Origin of the sequence: Lepagella muris, assembly GCF_004793975.1 — a bacterium.
GTDB lineage: Bacteria > Bacteroidota > Bacteroidia > Bacteroidales > Muribaculaceae > Lepagella > Lepagella muris.
Map to the genome: position 1 here is coordinate 188,235 of NZ_SRYB01000003.1, position 20,669 is coordinate 208,903.

A 20,669-nucleotide genomic window follows, 5' to 3' on the forward strand; every position below is an offset into this window, starting at 1 on the left:
ATGTGTAAGAAATGGTCAGCGACCATTCCAAAGTTTCATTAATTGATTACAAAATTAAGAATCATTTTGGTATGTTGCAAATATCTTGTAATTTTGTATCAGAAAAAGCGGAATAATGAAGTATAGACAACTTCAACAGGTTATCGCCTTTTCATTAACTAATCAACGAAAATCAGGGTGCATGTCGTATGCACCGGATGGAAAAATTATGACAGACGAAAAAGATCTTCTTCTTCTGAAAGAAAAAGGATTGCGTGGCGAAGGAGTCACCAGAGAGGAGGCTGACCGGCTTGCCGTATACCCCGACCTTGATAAAGTGTGTGATGCCGCCGGCGAGATATGCCGACGCTGGCAGGGTAGGGAGGTGGATTCCTGCTCTATCGTGAGTGCGCGTAGCGGACGATGTGGGGAGGACTGCAAATGGTGTGCTCAGGCATCGCGTCATCACACGGGGTGCGTCACGTATAATTTCCTTGATACGGACGACGTGCTTAAGGCAGCGGAGGCTAATTCCTCGGCGGGTATACGCCGGTTTTCGCTCGTCACAAGCGGACGCACGGTCACGAAGAAGGACCTGGAAAAGTTCTGTGAGGTCTTTCGCGAGCTGAGTGAAAAAACGGATCTGTATCTCTGTGCCTCCATGGGACTTCTTGAAGAGGAGGAGATGCAGATGCTGAGGGATGCCGGGGTGAAGCGTTACCATTGCAATATGGAGACGTCGTCGAAAGTGTTCCCTACTTTATGCACCACCCATACTCCGGAGGATAAGATACGCACGATCGGGTATGCCCGGAAGTGTGGCATGGAGGTATGTTCGGGGGGTATAATCGGGATGGGGGAGAGTCTTGCCGACCGTCTGGACTTCGCGTTTGAGCTTGCGGCGCTTGACGTTGACTCCGTGCCGATCAATATACTGAATCCTATCCCCGGCACACCGCTCGAGAATACCCCGCTCATATCGGAGGAGGATATAATACGCACTGTGGCACTCTTCCGCTTCATCATGCCTAAGAAGTCGCTCCGCTTTGCAGGGGGACGTATGCGTCTGAGTCATGAGTCTATGCTCAGGATCATGACGGGGGGTATGAACGGGGTGCTTATGGGCGATATGCTCACTACCGTCAGCAACACCATAGCCGACGACCGCCGACTTTTCAAGGAGGCGGGATTGGAGTTCTGATTCAGATGGTGACGTATAGAAAGAGATTGGCGCAATGAGTAAATCAGTATATAAATATGCATCGGAGGCAGGATTGCCGGTGGGTCTGTATCTCACCGCCATGTCGGCGTGCCTGCTCATGAGCGTGCGTTTCCCATGGCTTCCCACGTTTATCTTCCCGTTGGCATTAGGTTTTCCGGTGCTGCTGTGGTATCTGATGAAACGCATATCCGATAAGGAACCCGCCTATCTGAAAGTGTCCGCCCTTTGGCTCGGAGGGATGTATGCCGTGATATTCGGCACTCTGATATGCACGCTTCTCTCCGGACTTTACCTTACGTTTGTGGAGCCGGGGTTCATGACGTCATACGTCAGCAATGCCATATCCACGCTTGAATCCTCCCCCATGTCGTCGGAATATGCCCCGACAATAGATCTTATGCGTGAGGCGATAGAGGCGCGGGTGCTTCCGAGCAGCATGGAGTTTATCAGCGGCATGGGATGGTTCACGTGCTTTGCCGGATCATTACTTTCGTTGATCCTTGCCGTCGTGATCACGTCGGTCGGGAGGCGGCGCAAGAAGAGGTTAGGGGATGAATTTTTCAGATAAGTCTGAATTTAGCTCCTTCAATGGATATTTTTTTGTAATTTCGCATCAGGAAGAGGTATGGGTCAGTGCTCCAGCCCGCTTCTGACAATACATCAAACCGCAAAGAGGTCATAAAGATGGATATATCAGTAGTCATACCATTGTATAACGAAGAGGAGTCGCTGCCTGAACTTTCAGCGTGGATAGAGCGCGTCATGAACGCCAACGGCTTCACATACGAGATTCTGTTTATCGACGACGGATCAACCGACAGGTCGCTTTCCGTCATACACGAACTGGCGAAGGGGAATCCCGCCATACATGCCGTGTCATTTTCCCGCAACTACGGTAAGTCTCCCGCCCTCAACACCGGCTTCCGCCGTGCGAAGGGGGATGTGGTGATCACTATGGATGCCGATCTTCAGGACAGTCCCGACGAGATACCGGAGCTATACCGCATGATCAAGGAGGATGGCTATGATCTCGTGTCGGGTTGGAAGAAGAAACGCTATGACCCTCTCTCGAAGACGATTCCTACGAAGCTCTTCAATGCCACGGCACGCAAGGTAAGCGGCATAAAGAATCTCCATGATTTCAACTGCGGACTGAAGGCGTACCGCAACGTGGTGGTGAAGCATATCGAGGTGTATGGCGACATGCACCGCTATATACCGTATCTGGCGAAGAATGCCGGCTACCGCAATATCGGGGAGAAGGTGGTGCATCATCAGGCACGCAAGTATGGGCACACCAAATTCGGGCTCGACCGCTTTATCAACGGCTATCTGGATCTGGGCACGCTCTGGTTTCAGTCAAAATTCGGGGTCAAGCCTATGCACATCTTCGGATTGCTGGGATCGCTGATGTTTCTCATCGGACTGCTGGCGGTGCTTGTGGTGCTCATCCTCAAGATTGTCAGCATGAACAGCGACACGTATCATTTCTACGTCACAAAATCGGTGTATTTCTACCTCTCACTGGCGTCGATGATAATGGGGCTTCAGTTCTTCCTTTCCGGATTTATCGGGGAGCTGATCACCCGCAATTCGCCGGAGCGTAACAATTATCTGATAGCCGAGGAGTTCTGATGAAACTGGAGAATATAAAGAGAAAAATATGCAGCATGTCGGCGTCAGCGGTCATGCTCGCTGTGGTGGCATTGTCGGGATGTAGCAATGATGAATGTCTTGACAACAAGAATTCATTGCCGCTTGCCGGCTTCTACAGCTCCACAACCACTCCGGCATCGATATCGCTGGATTCTATTTCCATCTACGGTATAGGTGCGCCCGGCGACAGCGTGCTCCATGACTCGGTGCGCGGATTGTCGCAGAGCTATCTCCCGTTTCGTATTGATGAAGGCACCACCCGCTACGTAATCCGCTATCTTTCCGGACTCTTGGGGAGATATGGCATAGCCGATACGATTACCTTTGAGTATGATCCGGTGCCGTTTTTCGTGTCGTCGGCATGTGGGGTGAGCTACGACTATAAGATAAAGGGTATTGAGTCTACCCATTACGTCATAGACTCGGTGACGTGTCCGGAGGGAGAGATCACGAATGCCAATAAAGAGAATCTGAAAATCTATTTCAGAGTCGCTACAGAGGAGGAATAGAATATGAAACGTATGATAAAAGCCATATTCCTGACCGTTGTCGCGGTAGGCCTCGGCATCTTCCCCGCCATGGGACAGAAGAAGATCACGCCTGTCGACAAGGATCCTACAAAACCGCGTCAGCCTGTGCTCCATTACTACGACAAGCATGGAGAGCCGCTTGATGAGCCGGTGCTGTTCCTTGCCGACCTCGACACGGTGGCGAAGGTGAAGTCCGGTCCGGTCTATCCGTTGCTTCAGTCGGTCAGCATAGGTGCGAATTTCTTTGACGGCATAATGCAGCTTGCCGGGCAGAAGCATGCCAGCTATGATCTCTGGGCATCGCTGTCGCTACACAACTGGTTTGAGCCTGTCGTGGAGCTTGGAATAGGCATAGCCGATAACCGTCCGGAGGAGGGTAATTTCCGATATAAGGGTAAACCGTCGTTCTATGGAAAGGTCGGTATCAACTATAATTTCCTATATAAGAGCAATCCCGATTATCAGGTGTATCTCGGTCTGCGCGGCGGCTTCTCCTCATTCCGCTACGACATCACCGACATAACAATCAATTCATCATATTGGGACCAGACAAATCGTTTCTCCCTTACCAATCAGAAGGGGCATGCATTGTATGGAGAGGTGCTTGCCGGAATAAAGGTGAAGATATGGAACCGGTTGTCGATGGGGTGGAACGTCCGCTTCAAGATAAAGGGTAAGGTGAAGGGTGGCACTAATTCCAATCCGTGGTTCATACCCGGCTACGGCACCAACTCGTCGCTTGGAGCTACGTTCTCGCTCATCTATACGCTGCCTCTATCGAAGGGGAAGACCATCAAGGAACTGAAGGATGAGCTGAAGGATGAAATTAAAGAGCAGCTTCCGACTGACAGTATCGGTAGAAGAGGTAATATGGTGGTGGAAGGTAGGTCAGAGTTATGAGTCATGATGAGTCATGCAGTGATTTTGAATTTGATACATGAAATAATAAATATATATGAAATAATAAAGGGGATGCAGCCTTATCGTTATGGGCAGCATCCCCTTGGATTTTTATATGACTATTGATGGAATTATCATGCGTAGAGTGTGATTAACTGTTAAGCCACCGTGCTTATGCAATTCCGGAATGGAGGAAGAGGTCGGTGATCCAGATCCAGAGCGGACAGAAACCGATGAAGAGGATTACCGACAGGGTGAGTGAAGAGGTGCCGGTAGCCACGTATGTGTCGTATTCGTCGGCAATGATTATGCCGGAGAATGCCGGAGGCAACGCGCCTGCCACTACGAGCATCTTCAGATTCAGCGGATCCATGTGGAATATGAGACCAAGGGCAAGCAGCACAGCCGGCATGACCACCATCTTCAGTATTGATCCAAGCACCGCCTGCCAGTTGATGCTGACCTTAATGGATGAGAGCGTTATGCCTGCCGAGAATACTGCAAGAGAGGCGTTGGCTCCCTTGATGAGGTCGAAAGAGGGACTTGCCCATTTAGGCCAGGGGATACCCGCCACTACCCATATCACGGCAAGAATTGGAGCCCATGCCACGGGTTGCTTCAGTGCGTTCAGCACCGGTATCCATGCGCTCGGACGCTTCTTCACCACAGCTGCGGTGCCGGATGTGGTGGCTGCGGCGAGTTGCTGCTTCTCGAGCGAGGCGTTCATGAGCGACAGACCCACCGGAATGCCGACGGCATTCACCACGATGCTGACTATCGCCACCACAAGTGCCACACTCGGCGTGGTGCCGAAGATCGGCTCAAGCACGGCGAAGCCGAGGAAGCCGATTGTGGGGCTTCCGCTGATCAATGCCGAGATTGCCGCGTCGGCTCCGGTGTTTTTCTTGAACATCTTGAACACGTAGTAGACCAACATGAAGCAGAACATGATGCCCACCAGGGAGATGATCGACAGCTTCAGGTCGCGGGCAAGCATCTCGCGTGTGGACTGCACGATCGAAACGAAAAGGGCTGCCGGTAATGCATAGTCAAGCACCACCTTGTTGAATTTCTTGGAGTCATCCCCGTTGAAAATCCCCTTCTTGCCGGATATATATCCCGCCAGCATCACCACTATGATAGGGACGATGGCATAAAGTATGATGTGTTCCATAATAATATGTTTGAGGTGTAAAAAAGGGGCCGTCATCCGTTGCCGGACGACGGCAAAACTTGAATAAAAACAGATTATTATACAGTGATGGACTGGAGTGGGGCAGGGTTAAGATATCCGATGTGACCGGATTCTTTACCTGAGTCAGCGGCAAGCTGCACGTCGATAAGGGTAGGCTTCTTGCTCGCAATGCCGGTCTTCAGCGCCTCGGAAAGCTGTTCGGGGGTGGTGACGTAGAACGTCTGTGCGCCGAAAGCATCGCCGAGCTTGTCGTAGCGTGCACGCACGTCGAGAGTGGTGGGCGCGGGATCGGTGGTTTTGTCCATCGGCACCCCGATACCGTTGTAGATGCCGCCGTTGTTGAATATCACTACGGTCACGGGAAGATTAAACCTGCATATAGTGGAGAAATCCATTCCGGAGAATCCGAATGCGGAGTCACCCTCGATTGCCACTACGGATTTGCCTGTGGCTACGGCGGCACCGATTGCGGAGCCCATCCCCATTCCCATGATTGCCCATGTGGCGCAGTCAACGCGATGGCGGGGCAACGACATGTTGACGGCGTCGCGGGTGTCGTCGAGCGTGTTGGCTCCTTCGTTGATGAGGATTACGTCAGGATTTGCCTCCAGTATCGGCTTTATTGCGGAGAGGGCGGTCATGTGGTGCATCGGCATCATGCTTTTTGCCTCCTCAAAGCGTTTGGCAAACTTGGCGTTCTTTATCTTAGCCTCAGCTTGCAACCCGCTCACCCAGTCAGAGTCCGTAGCCATGCTCTTGCCATCGAGAGCATCAAGAATGGCATCCATCGAGAGTCCCATGTCGCCCACCACCGGAGCGGCTATCGGCACGTTGACGTCGATCTCCTCGGGTGCAACGTCAAGCTGTATGAACTTCATGTCGGGGTTCCATTTCCCCTTGCCGAAAGAGAGCATCCAGTTTAGGCGTGCGCCTATGACCATCACCACGTCAGACTTCTCCATGATCGTGGATCGGCAGGAGAGCGCGCTGAGCGGACCGTCGTCGGGCATGATGCCCTTTGCCATTGACATCGGCAGATACGGTATTTGGTATTTCTCTACAAGAGTCTTTATCTTATCCTCAAGTCGGGCATACGCCGCCCCTTTGCCAAGCAATATTGCGGGGCGTTTTGCCGAGGTGAGAATCTCCACGGCGCGTTCCACCGACCGGCTGTTGGGAGCCACCGGTGAATATATGTCAACAGGAGTGTAGAATAGTTTGTCGGCATCCACCTTATTCATTATCTCGCCGAGGGCGGGGGTGGTCATGTCGATGTATACACCGCCGGGACGTCCGGAGACAGCGGCTCGGTATGCCCTGTAGACGGCAGCCGGGATATCCTTCGCGTAGGTGCATCTGAATGCTGCCTTCACGAGAGGCTTGGCAGTGTTGAACTGGTCAAGCTGTTCGTAGGTGCCCATATTCATGTCTACCATGGCGGGATCGCTTGCGCCGGAGATCTGTATCATAGGATAGCAGTTGACTGTGGCATTGGCTGTTGCTGTCAGACCGTTCATGAAACCGAGAGAGGATACGGTCATGAGCACGCCGGGTTTGCCCGTCAGATACCCTTCTGTAGCGGCTGCCATGCCCGCCTGTTGCTCATGGCGGAAGCCTACGAAACGTATCCCTTGCCCCTGAATCAGGTAGGCTGCCTCCGTGATTGGGATGCCGACGAGTCCATATACGTTGTCAATGCCGATATTCTTTAGGGCACGGGCGAGCACGTACATCCCTGTGACCTGTTCCGGGAATTTCGGAGCCGGTTTTGGGGCACATCCGCAGGCAGGATTATTTTGAGTGTTATTTTCCATAATTGATTTAAGAATAATGTCAAGAGAGTTGTATGTGTGCAACTCTCTTGATGGTGTTATGATTTAATGTGGGTTATTTCTTCAGCGGACTTGTCGTGCCGTTCTGTGCGAAAGATGCTATCTGCTCATCGGTATATCCGAGGTCTTTCAGAATCTCATCGGTATTGCCGCCGAGATCCGGACACGGTCCGTAGTTAGGCTGGTAGTTGCTCATCGTGAAGGGACACCCTACGGTTACGAACTCACCGATCTCTCCACCCTGGTTGATATTGACGAGCGTATTGCCATCGTATAGCGATTCGTCGGTCATCACCTCCTTTGTGGAGAGCACCGGACCGACAGGCACACCATATTTGCTGAGGATCTCCACCACCTCAAATTTTGTCTTGTCGGCAGTCCATGCCCCGATACGCTTGTAAATCTCATCCTTATGCTTATCGCGGGCATCAGCCGTGTTGAAGTCGGGATTGGTGAGCCAGTCCTCAAAGCCGAGACCCTTGCAGGCAAGTTCAAAGTTTTTCGGTTCACGCTGAAGGATGATGTAGACGTAGTTGTTGGCATCTATCTCGGAGTCATATCCGCCGGCAGGTTTGCACTTATATGTCCAACCAAGAACTCCGCCACCCTCTATATTCCCGCTTCTGGGCACACAGTCACCGAATTTTCCGTCGGGATATTGTGGGAACTGGGTCAGATATCCGATTTTGTCAAGGGTGAGCTGATCACGTGTCTTGATACGGCAAAGGTTGAGGCATGCATTGTGCATGGATTGATAGACGAAGCATCCTTCTCCGGTCTTGTTGCGCTGCTGTAGAGCAGCGAGCAGACCGATCAGGAGGTGCATGCCGGTGTTGGAATCGCCGAGTGCGGCACCGCTCTGGGTGGGCACGTTGTATTCACCCTCATACCATCCGGTGGTTGAAGCGGCAGCTGCTGTCACCTGAGCGATAGGCTCGTAGGCTTTCAGATCCTTATATTTCGATGAGAGGGGAAACCCTTTGATAGTACCATAAATACATTTTGGATTCAACTGGTGAACCACTTCCCAACTGAACCCGAGTTTATCCATTGCGCCCGGATGAAGATTCTCCACGAAGATATCCGCCTCTTTGATGAGCTTTGTCAGAATCTGCTTGCCGTCGGGAGTCTTGGCATCGAGTGCGATAGATTTCTTATCGGAATTGAGCTGAAGGAAATAGTAGCTTGGGAGATCTGGATTAAACTGAAGTTCCTTTCTTGTGGCGTCACCCACGCCGGGACGTTCGATTTTGATTACTTCCGCGCCGAGCCATGCGAGCATCTGGGTGCATGATGGTCCCGACTGTACTTCTGTGAAGTCAATTACCTTGATACCTTGAAGAGGTGCTGTGTTCATAGTTTTAAATAATTAAGAATTTTGTATTTAGGGTCTATTGTAAAAATTTACACTTGACCTGTAATTTAAGAGTGTTTACTAAAGAAAAACGCACGTCATACTGATAATGTTTGCAGGTTCGAAAAAAAAAAGCTCATTATTTGTGAGATAGTAAAAAAAGTATTAATTTTGCATCCGGTAATTCCGCCAAGGCTTATAAAAGAGAAGGAACTGTATCCTTCCGCCCAACGGATCTAATTGACTATCAATTTTTTTATTGGCATGTACGCTATTGTAGAAATCAAAGGACAGCAGTTTAAAGCTGAAGAGGGAAAATTCCTTTATGTCCATCATCTCGGCGAAGACGTTAAGGCAGGCGACGCAGTTGCCTTTGACAAGGTTCTTCTTCTTGATGCCGACGGCGACGTTAAAGTCGGAGCTCCTGCCGTTGAAGGGGTAAAAGTGAATTGTGAAGTGCTTGAGCCACTCGTGAAGGGTGAGAAGGTTATCGTTTTCAAGAAAAAACGCCGCAAAGGCTATCGTCGTAAAAACGGTCACCGTCAGCAGTTCTCCAAAATTTTGGTAAAGACAATCGAAAAGTAAAAAAACAACTCATCAGATATGGCACATAAAAAAGGTGTCGGCAGTTCGAAGAACGGCCGCGAATCAGAAAGCAAACGACTTGGTGTGAAAATCTCCGGTGGGTCAAACTGCAAAGCCGGCAACATTATCAAACGTCAGCGTGGCACTCAGCATCACCCCGGTCTTAACGTAGGTATGGGTAAGGATCACACTCTCTTTGCTCTCATCGATGGAGTAGTAGTGTTCTCCACCGGTAAAGAGGGTCGCAGATTCATCAATGTAGAGCCTCATCAGAATTAATCAAAGTATCCTTTGAAAGAATCAAAAAAAATCCCACACAATGAAGTGTGGGATTTTTTTTGATTCAGTCAGATTGACAACTTGACAACTTGACGATAATGACGGAAAAGACATTAATGACGATTTTTCGGATTAGGAATGATGGGCATATCTGAATGCCTGATACGACATCCTCTTCTTCACGAGTTTATTTCTCTTTCCCTCAGAATGGGATATGATAGCCTTGCGTATGAGAAAATCGCAGGAATATTTTCCCGGTCCGAATATCAGAAATATGACGCACGCCATGAGGCAGGAAAGAGCTTCCATATTGAACGATGCATTCATGGCAGACGCTACTGCAAAGGCTCCGAAGCCTAATGTCGGCACGAGCATCGCCATCCTCGTCAGCATCCCCAAAGCCAGCATTGTCCCTGTCACTATCTCCATGATGGCAAAGGCGTGGGGCATGAAAAGGGATCCGGGAGGCATCGACTGTCCTGAGATTATAAGGCATCCGGAAGTGATGAGTATGGCGGCTATGCCCCATCTGACAAGGAGAAGAGCCAGACCTTTCCGGTTTGACTTCATAGAGGCGGTTGCAAAAAAGAGGTCGGCGGCAGTTTGGTTCCCTTCTCCCGATTTCTTGTCAGCATATTGTGATATGTATGTGTTTTGATTGTCTTTGACCGGAGCTTTTAATTCGGGATGCAATTCTCCGAGTGTGATGCGTCCCGGGTCAACAGAAAGAGTATCCGAATTATTCATAGTGGGGTCTGATTTGATAATTAATTATGATAGGTTTCGACAACTGTATTGAAAAAATCCTTATCTGGATTTTCTTGATATTCCCATGATAGTCCCGTTCGGTATTATGATTCCGGCAAGACTTTCAGAAGGAATTATGGCGTCGATATGTAACTATAACAAATATGATTAGGATATTGTTAGATGTGCATTCATAAAAGTTTAAACCGGCATATTTGGATAATAATGTAAAAGGTGTTACCTTTACATCAAAGTTAATCAAACTCGGTTAATCAAACTCGTCAAATGAAACAGATCGGTAAATTATATTTCCGTTACGGCACCATGGGTTCTGCCAAGACGGCGATGCTTCTCACCAACGCCTACAACTTTGAAGAGAGGGGGATTGCCTATCTCTGCTTCAAGCCTGCCACCGATACGCGTGAGACGCGCAACGTTATCAGGAGCCGTATCGGCATAGAGCGTGAGTGCAAATGGGTGTACGCGGATAGCAACCTTTATGAGACAATCCGCAGGATGCATGAGGAGGGGGGGATGCTCCCCGGATGGATTCTCGTGGATGAGGCGCAGTTCCTGACTACCGCACAGGTGGATCAGCTCGCACGTATCGTTGACGATTTTGACTGCAACGTTATATGCTACGGACTGCGCACAGACTTCCGCACGCAATTGTTTGAGGGGTCGCGTCGTCTGTTTGAGATTGCCGATTCGATAGAGGAGGTCAAGTCGACATGCACGTGTGGCAGACGCACTATCGTCAATGCCAGAATTGACGGGAATGGCGATATAATCACGGAGGGTGAGCAGGTGGAGATAGGCGGCAACGAGAGATATGTGGCTGTATGCCGCAGCTGCTGGACCAACCGTAGGATTGCAAGCATGAACCGTAGTCACCCGCTGTTTGACGGCAACGGGCAGCGGGAATAGCTATATGAAATAAGGTCTTTTATAACTTCAATAATACCTGAAAAAATCACAACTTATTCTGATTGGAATACTATGCTTGAGAAGAAAAAATGCGATGAAATAATCGCGCTTGTTAAGAGGGAGGTAGTGCCGGCGATTGGTTGCACCGAACCGGTGGCTGTGGCTTTGTGTGTGGCAAAGGCGACGGAACTGCTCGGTTGCCTTCCTGCGAGAATCTCTTTGCGACTGAGTGGCAATATCTTGAAAAATGCCATGGGTGTAGGCATACCGGGCACGGGCATGATCGGGCTTCCGATAGCTGTGGCTCTCGGTGCGCTTGTAGGGCGTTCGGAATATGCGCTCGAGGTGCTCCGCGACGTTACGCCAGAATCGGTGGAGCGTGGCAAGGGATATATTTCTGAAGGGCGTATATCGATAAAACTGCATGAGGATGCACCCTCCAATCTCCACATCGAGGCTACGGTGGAGGATGAGGCGGGTCATGAGGCTGTGGCGGTGATATCCGAGGCGCATACAAATTTCGTATATCTTTCGCGCGACGGGGAGGTACTGCTGGAGAAACAGCCCACTGCCTCTGACGACTCTGCGGAGCCGGGCGATGATCCGGAACTTGACCTTCACACCGTCTATGAGTTTGCCACTACGATGCCTCTCGCGGAGATTGCATTCATTGATGAGGCGCGTCGTCTCAATAGCGCGGCAGCCGATCTTGCTCTTTCCGGCGAATATGGGCATTCCCTCGGATTGACGGTCAGGGATAAGGGTAAGGTGCTTTTCGGAGACTCCCCGCTGGCTCATATTGTAAGCAGCACATCGGCGGCATGTGATGCCCGTATGGGTGGTGCGCAGGTGGCTGTGATGTCGAATTCGGGTAGTGGAAACCAGGGTATATGTGCCACAATGCCGGTTGTGGCTTATGCTAAGGATGTCAATGCAGATGAGGAGAAGACGATTCGTGCGCTTATGATGAGTAATCTGACGAGCATCTACATCAAGCAGAGTCTCGGACGTTTGTCTGCGCTATGTGGGTGCGTGGTGGCATCGACGGGAGCTTCTGCCGGACTTACATATCTGATGGGTGGCGGATATGATGAGATATGTGCCTCGGTCAAGAATATGATAGCCAATCTGACGGGTATGATCTGCGACGGGGCGAAACCATCCTGTTCGTTGAAGATCTCATCGGGAGTATCGACTGCCCTTATGTCGGCAATGCTCGCCATGAACGGCAAATGCGTCACGGAAGCGGAAGGAATCATAAGTGATGATGTTGACCGTTCGATCCACAATCTCACCTCCATCGGACGCGAGGCGATGCGCCAGACAGACCGTCTTGTCCTTGACATAATGACCGACAAATAATCCCCTCTCCCTACATGCTGAACACAACAAAGAGACCGGGCAATTCTGCTCGGTCTCAATTTCAATATAACTTCTGTAGGAAGGATTACATGGATATTATGGATGGGAGGTGATGGTCAGGCGCAGGGGGAGTATGGTCACTTTGTAGGGAGAGGCGACGCGTCGGGGTGCGTTGCCAAGGTAATAGTAGAAGGTGTGTTGCGTGTCCCACGTGGGGATGTCGAGCTTGCGCGTCTCGCCGGCAGGGATGTCGCACGAGATGGTGACGTCGCGTGAATGCAGCATACGCGATTGCATGTCGTAGTAGTTTATTCTGATGGCTATGCCATTTATATTGAATGGGCATCTGTTGATTAGAAAGAATGATTCCCTTGATGAGGAGATTCCTTTGTCGTAGCCGGCAAACTGTAGGTCTCTTTTGTGAAACAGTAGGTCTTTGCCGTCAAGAGTGAATTGTATGGAGTCTGAGTAATTGAGAGAGATTTCTATTGAAGGATAGTTATCGTTCCCTTTTACCGTGTCGTTATCCTTTTTCGTCCCGCTCTTCCCCTTTGCTTCCTTCATGGTAGTCACTTTCAGAGACTGACGTATCTTCCTTGCCTCCACATCGTGCGAGGCGAGGAGAAGAAGAGGCAATGTAATTATGAATATCAGGAGTTTCATTCTACAGGTATCGTGGTTGAAGACGAGATGAGCCGTTGCCGTCATACGACGGGTAGATCTTTATCATGCCGCTCGTGCTGTTGTCATTGCCGTCGCGTGTGGAGCCGCTGATTCGCAGCATACTCTTCCAAAGACGTGGCAGCAGTGTGGTGGGATTGAGGTTCAGACGAAGACGGAATCGCGGTGCATCATGACGTAAGGTCAGCATATCGCCTTCCGATGACAGGGTACCACTACAGTTTTTCGGTTTCATGAAAGAGAGTCCCTTGCGCTCGGTGTATAATTCCACATCAAATCGGCGCACATCGTGAGTTGCGGAAATACGACCGATACGCTCACCCGGCGAGAGAGAACAGTCGGGGGAGTGTACCACGGTAATGTCATATTCCGGCAATGAATATTGTTGCCTGGAATCATTGCGGAATACGGTGACGGTCACGTTGTCGTCAGGATATATCCAGATTCCTTCCAGATTATCGAGTGCGGAGGAATCGCAAATCCCGATTGCCCGGTCTACGTCGAAAGCTATGGGTGATGACGCGCGGGCATTTGATAAATAAAGTCCGACGCATAACGAGAGCAATGCCATGCATGCCGTTGTGCGTCGGGTATCAGTGATGGATCTAATCATGATATGGAGAGAGGTTTACTTGTGAATAGAATCATGGTTTTGAAGAGAATGTATAGGTCAGACCGAAGCTGAGCACCTCCCTCATCATGAAATGCTTCCACGAGGTTGACATATCTGACGATGTGTCGTGGCGCAGATGCAGATATATTTGGGTTGACAGGAATTTGTTGATGGAGAAATTGACGGTATTCTCCCAATCGGCGAGGAAGTAGTCATAATCGGTGAAGAGGAACACGCGGGTGCGGTAGTTGATGTTGTGTGTCACCTGCCATGTCATGTTGAACTCGCCGTTGCTACCGATATCGCTTCTTGTCTTGCGGTCAGGCTCGATGTTGAATTGCCCGTGGTCAATCTTATCGGAGATACAGGTCTTGAGGTTGTAAGAGAGTGGAGAGATGGTTGCGGTCAGCTGTAGCGTTTTCTTCTTGTTCTGGTGGGAGTATGCCATACCGAGACCGAGGTTGAAGTCGCCCGGAGAGAGGAACGAAGACTTGCGCTTCATTGAGTTGTTTTCGTAGTTGCGGAGAATCTGTGTCTTAAACTGAAGGTTGAGCGAATAGAACCATTTTTGGAAAGCTTTCAGACCGGAGTTGAGGTTGTATTGCAGAATGTCTTCCGAAATAGAGTATGCATGCACCTCATCTTGCGGCGTGGAGTTCAGACCTATCTTGTAGGATAGGGCACTCTGAAGAAGCAGATTCGGATGATATACCTGGTTCAACTGTACGTTCCAATAGATATTGAAAAGGAGAGAGAGATGGTTATTGCCACCCTGATACCAGTTTTTTGATATGAACGCCTGTGAGAAATGCAGGGAGGATCCGAAATTATGTAGCCAATGTTTTCTTCGTAACACCTCTTCTGGAAGGATAGCCTTTTCAGTGTCTACTTCCGGCAGTTCAAGTCGCTTTATATATCCTGCGAAAGTCACGTCGTCCTCACGCAGGCGTGGTGGGACGGGGAGTCCCCAGTAGGAGTATTCTATATGTTCCGGCTCTGTCACCATGAGGTCATACATGAAATCCTCCTGTATGCGATATAGGTTCAGCGTGTTGCGCATCCATTTCGGGGTGGGATCGCCTGTAAGCAGTGAATAGTCGGGTGTAGGTTCTCCGATATTTGCAATATCAATAGAGTCCGATTCACTTACCTCATCCTCCGGCATATCCAGTATGGAGGATATTATATAGGAGTCGTCATAGCGGATGTCAGACGTTTCGTTGTCAATAGAGTCGTTGGTGAGCACCTTTGTCCCGGGCACCCATACCGGAAGTTTTGTATCCATCTCCTTTTTTTTCAGATGCCGATATCCGATAAATACCCATGGTGCCATAGCCTTATTGATAGGGGTTGTCGCCAATTCCGGCATATCAAGAGAAGCTATGATTTCATCCACGTCTCTCACCACCGTCAAGGCGGAATCAAGAGGGGGGATTATTTCTGCCGCTTTCTGCGCTTTTATAAGAGAATCATGCATTGCCACGATACGACGGAACTCAAGATTCTTCTGTGGCTTCGCTTGGGCCACAGCTGCGTTCGTCGCAATAAGGGAGAGAGCGGATGTCACTAAAATAGGGAGTTTCATATCAGTCCGGTTAGATTCGTTATGAAATAGAAAAGATGAAAATAGCGGAATAAAAAAGGAAACCGTATGCCGATGCGTCATCAAGACATGACCGGCATACGAGGGACATTATTACTTCCGTGCAGCTTCCGTGGAGAGCAGACGGTCGTATTCGGACGAGTTTATAAGCTCCAGAGCCTCGCGGAATATCGGATCATGAAGATTATAAACCTTGAAATATGTGGCGTTATCGTAGATATCTCTACCGATAAGAGCTTTTATTATCATGGAGAAGAGGGGAGCACTGGTGGCGGCTTCCTCCGCGTTATATTCAATGCCCTCTTTCTTTGCCGACTCGTCAAGCTCTGCGAGCATTGCCGGGGTGACGGCAAATCCTTTCACGAAGGCATCGTCGTTCTTGAATTTACGTTTTATATCCGCACGGTTCTTATCAACGTAGTTTATCACGTATCTGTTGATAAGACCCTTTGCCACAACGTTGCGGTAGTATTTTGTGAATTCCGTAGTATCGAGCGGCACGAATTTATCGGGATATATGCCTCCTCCGCCGTAGATGGGGCGATGGAGCTTGAGAGTCTCCACTTTCAGCGAGTCGATATATTTTATTGAGTCGGCATGCATCAGCTCTCCGTGGTTGAAGCGTTCGAGCATATCCTCATGATAGGCTTTCTGATCCCCCTTGGTATATGGCTTCTGTATGTCGCGTCCGGTAGGGGTATAGTAGTGAGCCACGGTAAGGCGTATCATCGAGCCGTCGGGGAAGGGGATTGGTCGTTGCACGAGTCCCTTGCCAAAAGTGCGCCGTCCCACCACCAGTCCGCGGTCCCAGTCTTGGATAGCTCCCGAGGTAATCTCGGAAGCGGAAGCAGAATATTGGTTGGTCATCACTACGAGACGCCCGTCGGAAAACAGAGGTTTCTTGCCTGAAGGGCGTGTGGTATGGTTCTGACGGGAAGAGTTGGTACCTTCCGTATATACCACGAGCTTGTCCGGTTCAATAAGTTCGCCGAGCATATCCACGGCAGCATTAAGATAGCCGCCGCCGTTGTCAACGAGGTCAAGGATAAGGCGATCCATGCCCTGCTTCTTGAGATCGGAAATGGCATTCGCAACCTCCTTGGCAGTCTCGGCTGCAAAACGGTTTATACGGATATAGCCGGTCTTGGGGTCAACCATGTAGGCAGCGTCTACGCTATAGATCGGTATGTCGGCTCGAGTGATGGTGAAGTTTATCTCCTCTGGCTTGCCACCCTGCTGGCGCAGCACCTTCACGTCTACGTCTGTTCCCTTGGGACCGCGCAGTCGCTTCATGATCTGATTGTTTTTCATCCCCACGCCAGCTATGACCGTGTCGTTGACCTCAATGATACGGTCGCCGGCAAGGATCCCCACCCTCTCTGACGGACCTCCGCTTACGGTCTGTATGACGTAGAGTGTGTCCTGATTCATATTGAAGGATATGCCTATGCCGCTGAAGTTGCCTGTCAGTGGCTCGTTGAGTTCGCGGGTCTCTTCCGGATTGGAATATTGTGAATGAGGGTCAAGCCCTTCGAGCATTGCCTTTATCGCATCCTCTACAAGCTTATTCTCATTGACGGTGTCGACATAGAATTGCGAAATGGCTGCCTCAGCCATTCTCAGTTTCTGATTCTGGTTGATATAAGACTGGGCGTTTGCCAGGCCTGCAGCGCAAAGGAGCGCACCGGCTCCAAGTAGTATTAATGGTTTTCTCATAATTTTTATAATTCAGATAAGGCACGGTCTGTCGATGCCGCCTTATTTTGGGTTGCCGCCGACAATCACGGAAGAGGAAAGTCGCCGGCTATATATTTTCTTACGTCATGTCCGTTGTGCATAAGTTCCCTGACGATGGAACTTGACACGAACGAGAACTCGGGTTTTGCAATGAGAATCACCGTCTCCATACCCGCTATCGCACGGTTGGTGTCGGCGATATTTCTCTCATATTCGAAATCTGCCATACTTCTGACTCCCCGAAGCAGCACATCCGCACCGCAGTGGCGTGCGAAATCAACGGTAAGCCCCGTATAGGTTGCCACGTCTATCCTGGGGTCGCCTTGATAGAGTGCGGATATTGCCTTCTCTCGTTGTCCGGCAGTCCATTCTCCGGGCTTGTGTTCGTTATAGCCGACTGCGATTATCAATTTGTCGAATATTTTCAATCCGCGCTCCACGATAGACTGATGACCTATCGTGAACGGATCGAAACTACCTGCAAAAAGTGCTTTCATTATAATGACATTCTAAAGGGGAAAAAGATTAATTGAGAGTGCTAAACTTATTTAAATTTCTGAATCATCCTCCACCACGAGATTATCGATGATGAAATTCTGACGTTCCATAGTGTTTTTACCCATATAGAATTCGAGGAGCTTGTCTACGGTGTCATCCTTTTTCAGGGTCACCGGGTCAAGACGCATGTCGGGACCGATGAACTCGGCAAACTCCACATCGTTGATCTCGCCAAGACCTTTGAATCGTGTGATCTCGGCATTGTTGCCGAATTTGGCTATGGCGGCTTCCCGTTCCTCGTCGGTGTAGCAATAGTATGTGTCGCGGTCGCCACTGTCGTCACCCTTGGATTTGGACCGTTTTCTTGATTTGTTGCGGCGTGTGGCATTCTTGTCCCTGACGCGGAAGAGGGGGGTCTGGAGAATGAAGACATGCCCCTTTTTCACGAGATCGGGGAAGAACATCAGGAAGAAGGTTATGACGAGCAGACGGATATGCATCCCGTCAACATCGGCATCAGTGGCAATTATCACCTTGTTGTAGCGCAGTCCCTCGATACCCTCCTCTATGTTGAGGGCTGCCTGAAGAAGATTGAACTCATCGTTCTTATACACGATCTCCTGCGTCATGCCGTAGGAATTGAGTGGCTTACCACGGAGAGAGAATACCGCCTGGGTCTCGGCGTTTCTCACTTTCGTGATGGTGCCGGATGCGGAGTCGCCCTCGGTGATGAAAATTGACGAGAGTTCACGACGGTCTTCTGTCTTGGCGTTCTGTTTCACCGTGTCGTTGTAGTGAATGCGGCAATCGCGCAGCTTCCTGTTGTGGAGGCTCACTTTCTTGGCCTTCTCACGGGCAAGCTTCGCCACACCAGCCATTGCCTTACGCTCCTTCTCGCTGGATGCTATCTTCTTTAGCATGGCGTCTGCTACGTCCTGATGCTTGTGGAGATAGTCGTCAAGCTCTTTTTTAAGGAAGTCGCCTATGAATTTGTTGACGGTTATACTGCTGTCGGGCGCAATCTCCTTGCTGCCGAGTTTTGTCTTTGTCTGGCTTTCAAACACCGGCTCCTGAATGCGGACGCTGACTGCCGCTACCATGCCGTTGCGGATGTCGGAAAATTCATATCCCTTGCCTGAGAATTCCTTTATGGTGCGGCTCACGTGCTCACGGAATGCCGAGAGGTGGGTGCCGCCTTGGGTGGTATGCTGTCCGTTGACGAATGAATAATATTCCTCGCCGTATTGGTCGGTGTGGGTCAGCACCACTTCGATATCCTCTCCCTGAAGATGTATGATGGGATAGAGTGGGGCGGAGGTCATGTTCTCTTTCAGGAGATCGAGAAGACCATGGCGCGAGAGATATCGTTTCCCGTTGAAGAAAATCTGTAGCCCGGCGTTGAGATAGGTGTAGTTGTTGACCATTGTCTCCACAAATTCCATGCGGAACTTATAGTCGCGGAAAAGGGTGTTGTCCGGACGGAAATGCACCATTGTGCCGTTAGGCTGTCGGGTGTTTTCCGGTTGGGTCTGACTCACCACGTTGCCTTTCTCAAAATTAACGGTCACTTTCTTTCCGTCGCGCACGCTTGCCACGTCGCAGAATGTGGAGAGGGCGTTGACGGCTTTAAGTCCGACGCCATTCAGTCCGACTGATTTCTTGAAGTTCTTGTCGTCGAATTTGCCGCCGGTATTGATCTCGGATGCCACTTCCCTCACCTTGCCGAGTGGTATGCCACGTCCGTAGTCGCGTATTGTCACCTCTCCCTCGTCGGTAAGGGTGATGTCTATACGTTTTCCGGCACCCATGTTGAACTCGTCAATAGAGTTGTCAACCACCTCCTTTATGAGCACGTATATGCCGTCTTCGGCATGACTGCCGTCGCCAAGTTTACCGATATACATGCCCGGACGCCGGCGGATATGCTCGTTCCAGTCGAGATGTTGGATAGCGTCGTCATTATATGACCCCGCATCTGTGTTGTGGGGTTCTTCGTTATCAACGGCGTCATTCTCTGAGATAGATGCCGTGATCTCTTCTGTCTGTATGTCTGCTTCTGGAGTCCGGTCTTCTACGCCGGAGAAATTGTCGAATTGGAAAAGGTCGTTGTTCTCTGCCATGTGGTCAAATGAATGTTTTTACCTGTCGGGCGTGGCTATGCATGCCCTCTTGCAAAGTTACAAAAAAAATCCCGTTATCCGAAATTTTGACCTGTCGATTTTAAATGAAATTATCTGAATTTATCTGAAAATGTCAGTTGAATTTACCGGTCGGAATTATCAGTTGGAATTACCGTTCCCATCCAGCGGTTGCATTATTATCTCGAGATATTCGGAATAGGGGATGTAGCGTCCGCCCATGCTCTTGAGATGCGGTGTCTCAAACTGGCAGTCGATCAGCCTCCCTCCATTGTCTGCCATTACGGTCGCCAGGTGGATGAGGGCGAGTTTGCTTGCACTCGGCACGAGCGAGAACATGCTCTCCCCGAAGAAGGAGTTGCCGATGCTGACTCCGTAAAGTCCGCCCACAAGCCTATCGCCGTCCCATGCCTCCACGCTTGCTGCAAAACCTTGATGGTGGAGCTCTGTATATGCCTCTATGATGTGCTCCCCAAGCCATGCCCCCTCATGCTCTATGCGGAGCTTGCTGCATTGGGAGATGACGCCATCAAAATCCTCGTTTATGCTGAGGCGGTATCGTCGTTTGTTGATGAGCGTACGCATGGAGTGGGAGATATGTATCTCCTCCGGGAAGATTACGAAACGATCCATGGGGCAGTACCACATCGGCTCGTCGCTGTCGCGGAAGGAATACCAGGGGAAGATGCCGTAGCTGTAGGCAAGCAGCAGGCGGTCGGTGGAGAGATCGCCGCCTACTGCGAAAAGACCGTCGGGTTCGCCGAGACGTGGGTCTGGAAACGCTATCTCCTCGTCAAGTGCAAATATCATAGCTATGTGTGGAATGGTTTT

Annotated in this window: 20 protein-coding genes; 9 read left to right on the forward strand and 11 right to left on the reverse strand. The window is 50.1% G+C overall.

All coding sequences use genetic code 11. The features are described 5' to 3' along the window. Nucleotides 1-208 precede the first annotated feature (208 nt). The 5 genes from bioB to E5331_RS03615 all read left to right on the forward strand — a co-directional run bounded on the left by bioB (nt 209) and on the right by E5331_RS03615 (nt 4,287). The gene (bioB, locus tag E5331_RS03595) at nt 209-1,180 is read left to right on the forward strand and encodes a biotin synthase BioB (RefSeq protein ID WP_123482059.1); all 972 of its coding nucleotides are present in this window, start codon (nt 209-211) and stop codon (nt 1,178-1,180) included. A 34-nt stretch (nt 1,181-1,214) separates the two neighbouring features. Then, complete coding sequence (locus E5331_RS03600; protein WP_123481983.1) at nt 1,215-1,769, forward strand: DUF4199 domain-containing protein; 555 nt, start codon at nt 1,215-1,217, stop codon at nt 1,767-1,769. 116 nt (nt 1,770-1,885) lie between these two features. Beyond that, a complete protein-coding gene (locus E5331_RS03605) occupies nt 1,886-2,836 on the forward strand; it encodes a glycosyltransferase family 2 protein (protein WP_123482060.1) in 951 nt (316 codons plus the stop codon). Further along, nucleotides 2,836-3,366, forward strand: coding sequence for a DUF6452 family protein (locus tag E5331_RS03610; protein ID WP_123481984.1), 531 nt, complete (start codon nt 2,836-2,838; stop codon nt 3,364-3,366). The genes E5331_RS03605 and E5331_RS03610 overlap by 1 nt, the downstream gene beginning before the upstream one ends. Before the next feature lie 3 nt (nt 3,367-3,369). Next, nucleotides 3,370-4,287, forward strand: coding sequence for a DUF6048 family protein (locus E5331_RS03615; protein ID WP_123481985.1), 918 nt, complete (start codon nt 3,370-3,372; stop codon nt 4,285-4,287). Nucleotides 4,288-4,459: 172 nt separating this feature from the next. On the opposite strand, the gene E5331_RS03620 is transcribed toward E5331_RS03615, so the two are convergent. The 3 genes from E5331_RS03620 to frc all read right to left on the reverse strand — a co-directional run bounded on the left by E5331_RS03620 (nt 4,460) and on the right by frc (nt 8,671). Further along, nucleotides 4,460-5,461 (reverse strand): AEC family transporter, encoded by a 1,002-nt coding sequence (locus E5331_RS03620; RefSeq protein ID WP_123481986.1) that lies wholly within the window; start codon nt 5,459-5,461, stop codon nt 4,460-4,462. 77 nt (nt 5,462-5,538) lie between these two features. Then, nucleotides 5,539-7,296, reverse strand: a complete 1,758-nt coding sequence (gene oxc / locus E5331_RS03625; RefSeq protein WP_275441048.1) for an oxalyl-CoA decarboxylase — start codon at nt 7,294-7,296, stop codon at nt 5,539-5,541. A gap of 73 nt (nt 7,297-7,369) precedes the next feature. Continuing rightward, the gene (gene frc, locus E5331_RS03630) at nt 7,370-8,671 is read right to left on the reverse strand and encodes a formyl-CoA transferase (RefSeq protein ID WP_123481987.1); all 1,302 of its coding nucleotides are present in this window, start codon (nt 8,669-8,671) and stop codon (nt 7,370-7,372) included. A 261-nt stretch (nt 8,672-8,932) separates the two neighbouring features. On the opposite strand from frc, the gene rplU reads away from it, so the two are divergent. Then, on the forward strand, nt 8,933-9,253 hold the full coding sequence (rplU, locus tag E5331_RS03635; protein WP_123481988.1) for a 50S ribosomal protein L21: 321 nt from the start codon (nt 8,933-8,935) through the stop codon (nt 9,251-9,253). A gap of 18 nt (nt 9,254-9,271) precedes the next feature. Next, complete coding sequence (rpmA, locus tag E5331_RS03640; RefSeq protein WP_123481989.1) at nt 9,272-9,532, forward strand: 50S ribosomal protein L27; 261 nt, start codon at nt 9,272-9,274, stop codon at nt 9,530-9,532. Nucleotides 9,533-9,664: 132 nt separating this feature from the next. On the opposite strand, the gene E5331_RS03645 is transcribed toward rpmA, so the two are convergent. Beyond that, the gene (locus tag E5331_RS03645; protein WP_123481990.1) at nt 9,665-10,279 is read right to left on the reverse strand and encodes a DoxX family protein; all 615 of its coding nucleotides are present in this window, start codon (nt 10,277-10,279) and stop codon (nt 9,665-9,667) included. Between the two features lie 285 nt (nt 10,280-10,564). Between E5331_RS03645 and E5331_RS03650 the strand changes: the two genes are divergently transcribed. Together E5331_RS03650 and E5331_RS03655 are read left to right on the forward strand one after the other, a co-directional pair. Next, nucleotides 10,565-11,206 carry a thymidine kinase gene (locus tag E5331_RS03650; protein WP_275441050.1) on the forward strand — a complete coding sequence of 214 codons (642 nt, stop codon included), beginning with the start codon at nt 10,565-10,567 and terminating at the stop codon, nt 11,204-11,206. Nucleotides 11,207-11,278: 72 nt separating this feature from the next. Beyond that, a complete protein-coding gene (locus E5331_RS03655; protein ID WP_123481991.1) occupies nt 11,279-12,568 on the forward strand; it encodes an L-cysteine desulfidase family protein in 1,290 nt (429 codons plus the stop codon). 96 nt (nt 12,569-12,664) lie between these two features. On the opposite strand, the gene E5331_RS03660 is transcribed toward E5331_RS03655, so the two are convergent. The 7 genes from E5331_RS03660 to aat all read right to left on the reverse strand — a co-directional run bounded on the left by E5331_RS03660 (nt 12,665) and on the right by aat (nt 20,648). Beyond that, nucleotides 12,665-13,276, reverse strand: a complete 612-nt coding sequence (locus E5331_RS03660; RefSeq protein WP_135984691.1) for a hypothetical protein — start codon at nt 13,274-13,276, stop codon at nt 12,665-12,667. Continuing rightward, nucleotides 13,233-13,862 carry a hypothetical protein gene (locus E5331_RS03665; protein ID WP_135984693.1) on the reverse strand — a complete coding sequence of 210 codons (630 nt, stop codon included), beginning with the start codon at nt 13,860-13,862 and terminating at the stop codon, nt 13,233-13,235. Before E5331_RS03665 ends, E5331_RS03660 begins: the two co-directional genes overlap by 44 nt. Nucleotides 13,863-13,893: 31 nt before the next feature. After that, nucleotides 13,894-15,447, reverse strand: a complete 1,554-nt coding sequence (locus E5331_RS03670; protein ID WP_168355128.1) for a DUF3078 domain-containing protein — start codon at nt 15,445-15,447, stop codon at nt 13,894-13,896. Between the two features lie 111 nt (nt 15,448-15,558). Next, nucleotides 15,559-17,181 carry a S41 family peptidase gene (locus E5331_RS03675; RefSeq protein WP_123481995.1) on the reverse strand — a complete coding sequence of 541 codons (1,623 nt, stop codon included), beginning with the start codon at nt 17,179-17,181 and terminating at the stop codon, nt 15,559-15,561. Between the two features lie 65 nt (nt 17,182-17,246). After that, complete coding sequence (gene coaD / locus E5331_RS03680) at nt 17,247-17,699, reverse strand: pantetheine-phosphate adenylyltransferase (protein ID WP_123481996.1); 453 nt, start codon at nt 17,697-17,699, stop codon at nt 17,247-17,249. A 51-nt stretch (nt 17,700-17,750) separates the two neighbouring features. Continuing rightward, nucleotides 17,751-19,820, reverse strand: coding sequence for a DNA topoisomerase IV subunit B (locus E5331_RS03685; RefSeq protein WP_123481997.1), 2,070 nt, complete (start codon nt 19,818-19,820; stop codon nt 17,751-17,753). Nucleotides 19,821-19,979: 159 nt separating this feature from the next. Further along, entirely contained in the window at nt 19,980-20,648 is a 669-nt protein-coding gene (gene aat / locus E5331_RS03690; protein WP_123481998.1) for a leucyl/phenylalanyl-tRNA--protein transferase, read from the reverse strand. Nucleotides 20,649-20,669 lie beyond the last annotated feature (21 nt).

Coding starts and splice junctions, on each gene's coding strand:
- oxc (WP_275441048.1), bottom strand. CDS start 7,296: ATGGAAAATAACACTCAAAATAATCCTGCCTGCGGATGTGCCCCAAAA.
- aat (WP_123481998.1), bottom strand. CDS start 20,648: ATGATATTTGCACTTGACGAGGAGATAGCGTTTCCAGACCCACGTCTC.
- E5331_RS03670 (WP_168355128.1), bottom strand. CDS start 15,447: ATGAAACTCCCTATTTTAGTGACATCCGCTCTCTCCCTTATTGCGACG.
- bioB (WP_123482059.1), top strand. CDS start 209: ATGACAGACGAAAAAGATCTTCTTCTTCTGAAAGAAAAAGGATTGCGT.
- frc (WP_123481987.1), bottom strand. CDS start 8,671: ATGAACACAGCACCTCTTCAAGGTATCAAGGTAATTGACTTCACAGAA.
- E5331_RS03600 (WP_123481983.1), top strand. CDS start 1,215: ATGAGTAAATCAGTATATAAATATGCATCGGAGGCAGGATTGCCGGTG.
- rplU (WP_123481988.1), top strand. CDS start 8,933: ATGTACGCTATTGTAGAAATCAAAGGACAGCAGTTTAAAGCTGAAGAG.
- coaD (WP_123481996.1), bottom strand. CDS start 17,699: ATGAAAGCACTTTTTGCAGGTAGTTTCGATCCGTTCACGATAGGTCAT.
- E5331_RS03620 (WP_123481986.1), bottom strand. CDS start 5,461: ATGGAACACATCATACTTTATGCCATCGTCCCTATCATAGTGGTGATG.
- E5331_RS03675 (WP_123481995.1), bottom strand. CDS start 17,181: ATGAGAAAACCATTAATACTACTTGGAGCCGGTGCGCTCCTTTGCGCT.
- E5331_RS03605 (WP_123482060.1), top strand. CDS start 1,886: ATGGATATATCAGTAGTCATACCATTGTATAACGAAGAGGAGTCGCTG.
- E5331_RS03650 (WP_275441050.1), top strand. CDS start 10,565: ATGAAACAGATCGGTAAATTATATTTCCGTTACGGCACCATGGGTTCT.
- E5331_RS03645 (WP_123481990.1), bottom strand. CDS start 10,279: ATGAATAATTCGGATACTCTTTCTGTTGACCCGGGACGCATCACACTC.
- rpmA (WP_123481989.1), top strand. CDS start 9,272: ATGGCACATAAAAAAGGTGTCGGCAGTTCGAAGAACGGCCGCGAATCA.
- E5331_RS03610 (WP_123481984.1), top strand. CDS start 2,836: ATGAAACTGGAGAATATAAAGAGAAAAATATGCAGCATGTCGGCGTCA.
- E5331_RS03655 (WP_123481991.1), top strand. CDS start 11,279: ATGCTTGAGAAGAAAAAATGCGATGAAATAATCGCGCTTGTTAAGAGG.
- E5331_RS03665 (WP_135984693.1), bottom strand. CDS start 13,862: ATGATTAGATCCATCACTGATACCCGACGCACAACGGCATGCATGGCA.
- E5331_RS03685 (WP_123481997.1), bottom strand. CDS start 19,820: ATGGCAGAGAACAACGACCTTTTCCAATTCGACAATTTCTCCGGCGTA.
- E5331_RS03660 (WP_135984691.1), bottom strand. CDS start 13,276: ATGACGGCAACGGCTCATCTCGTCTTCAACCACGATACCTGTAGAATG.
- E5331_RS03615 (WP_123481985.1), top strand. CDS start 3,370: ATGAAACGTATGATAAAAGCCATATTCCTGACCGTTGTCGCGGTAGGC.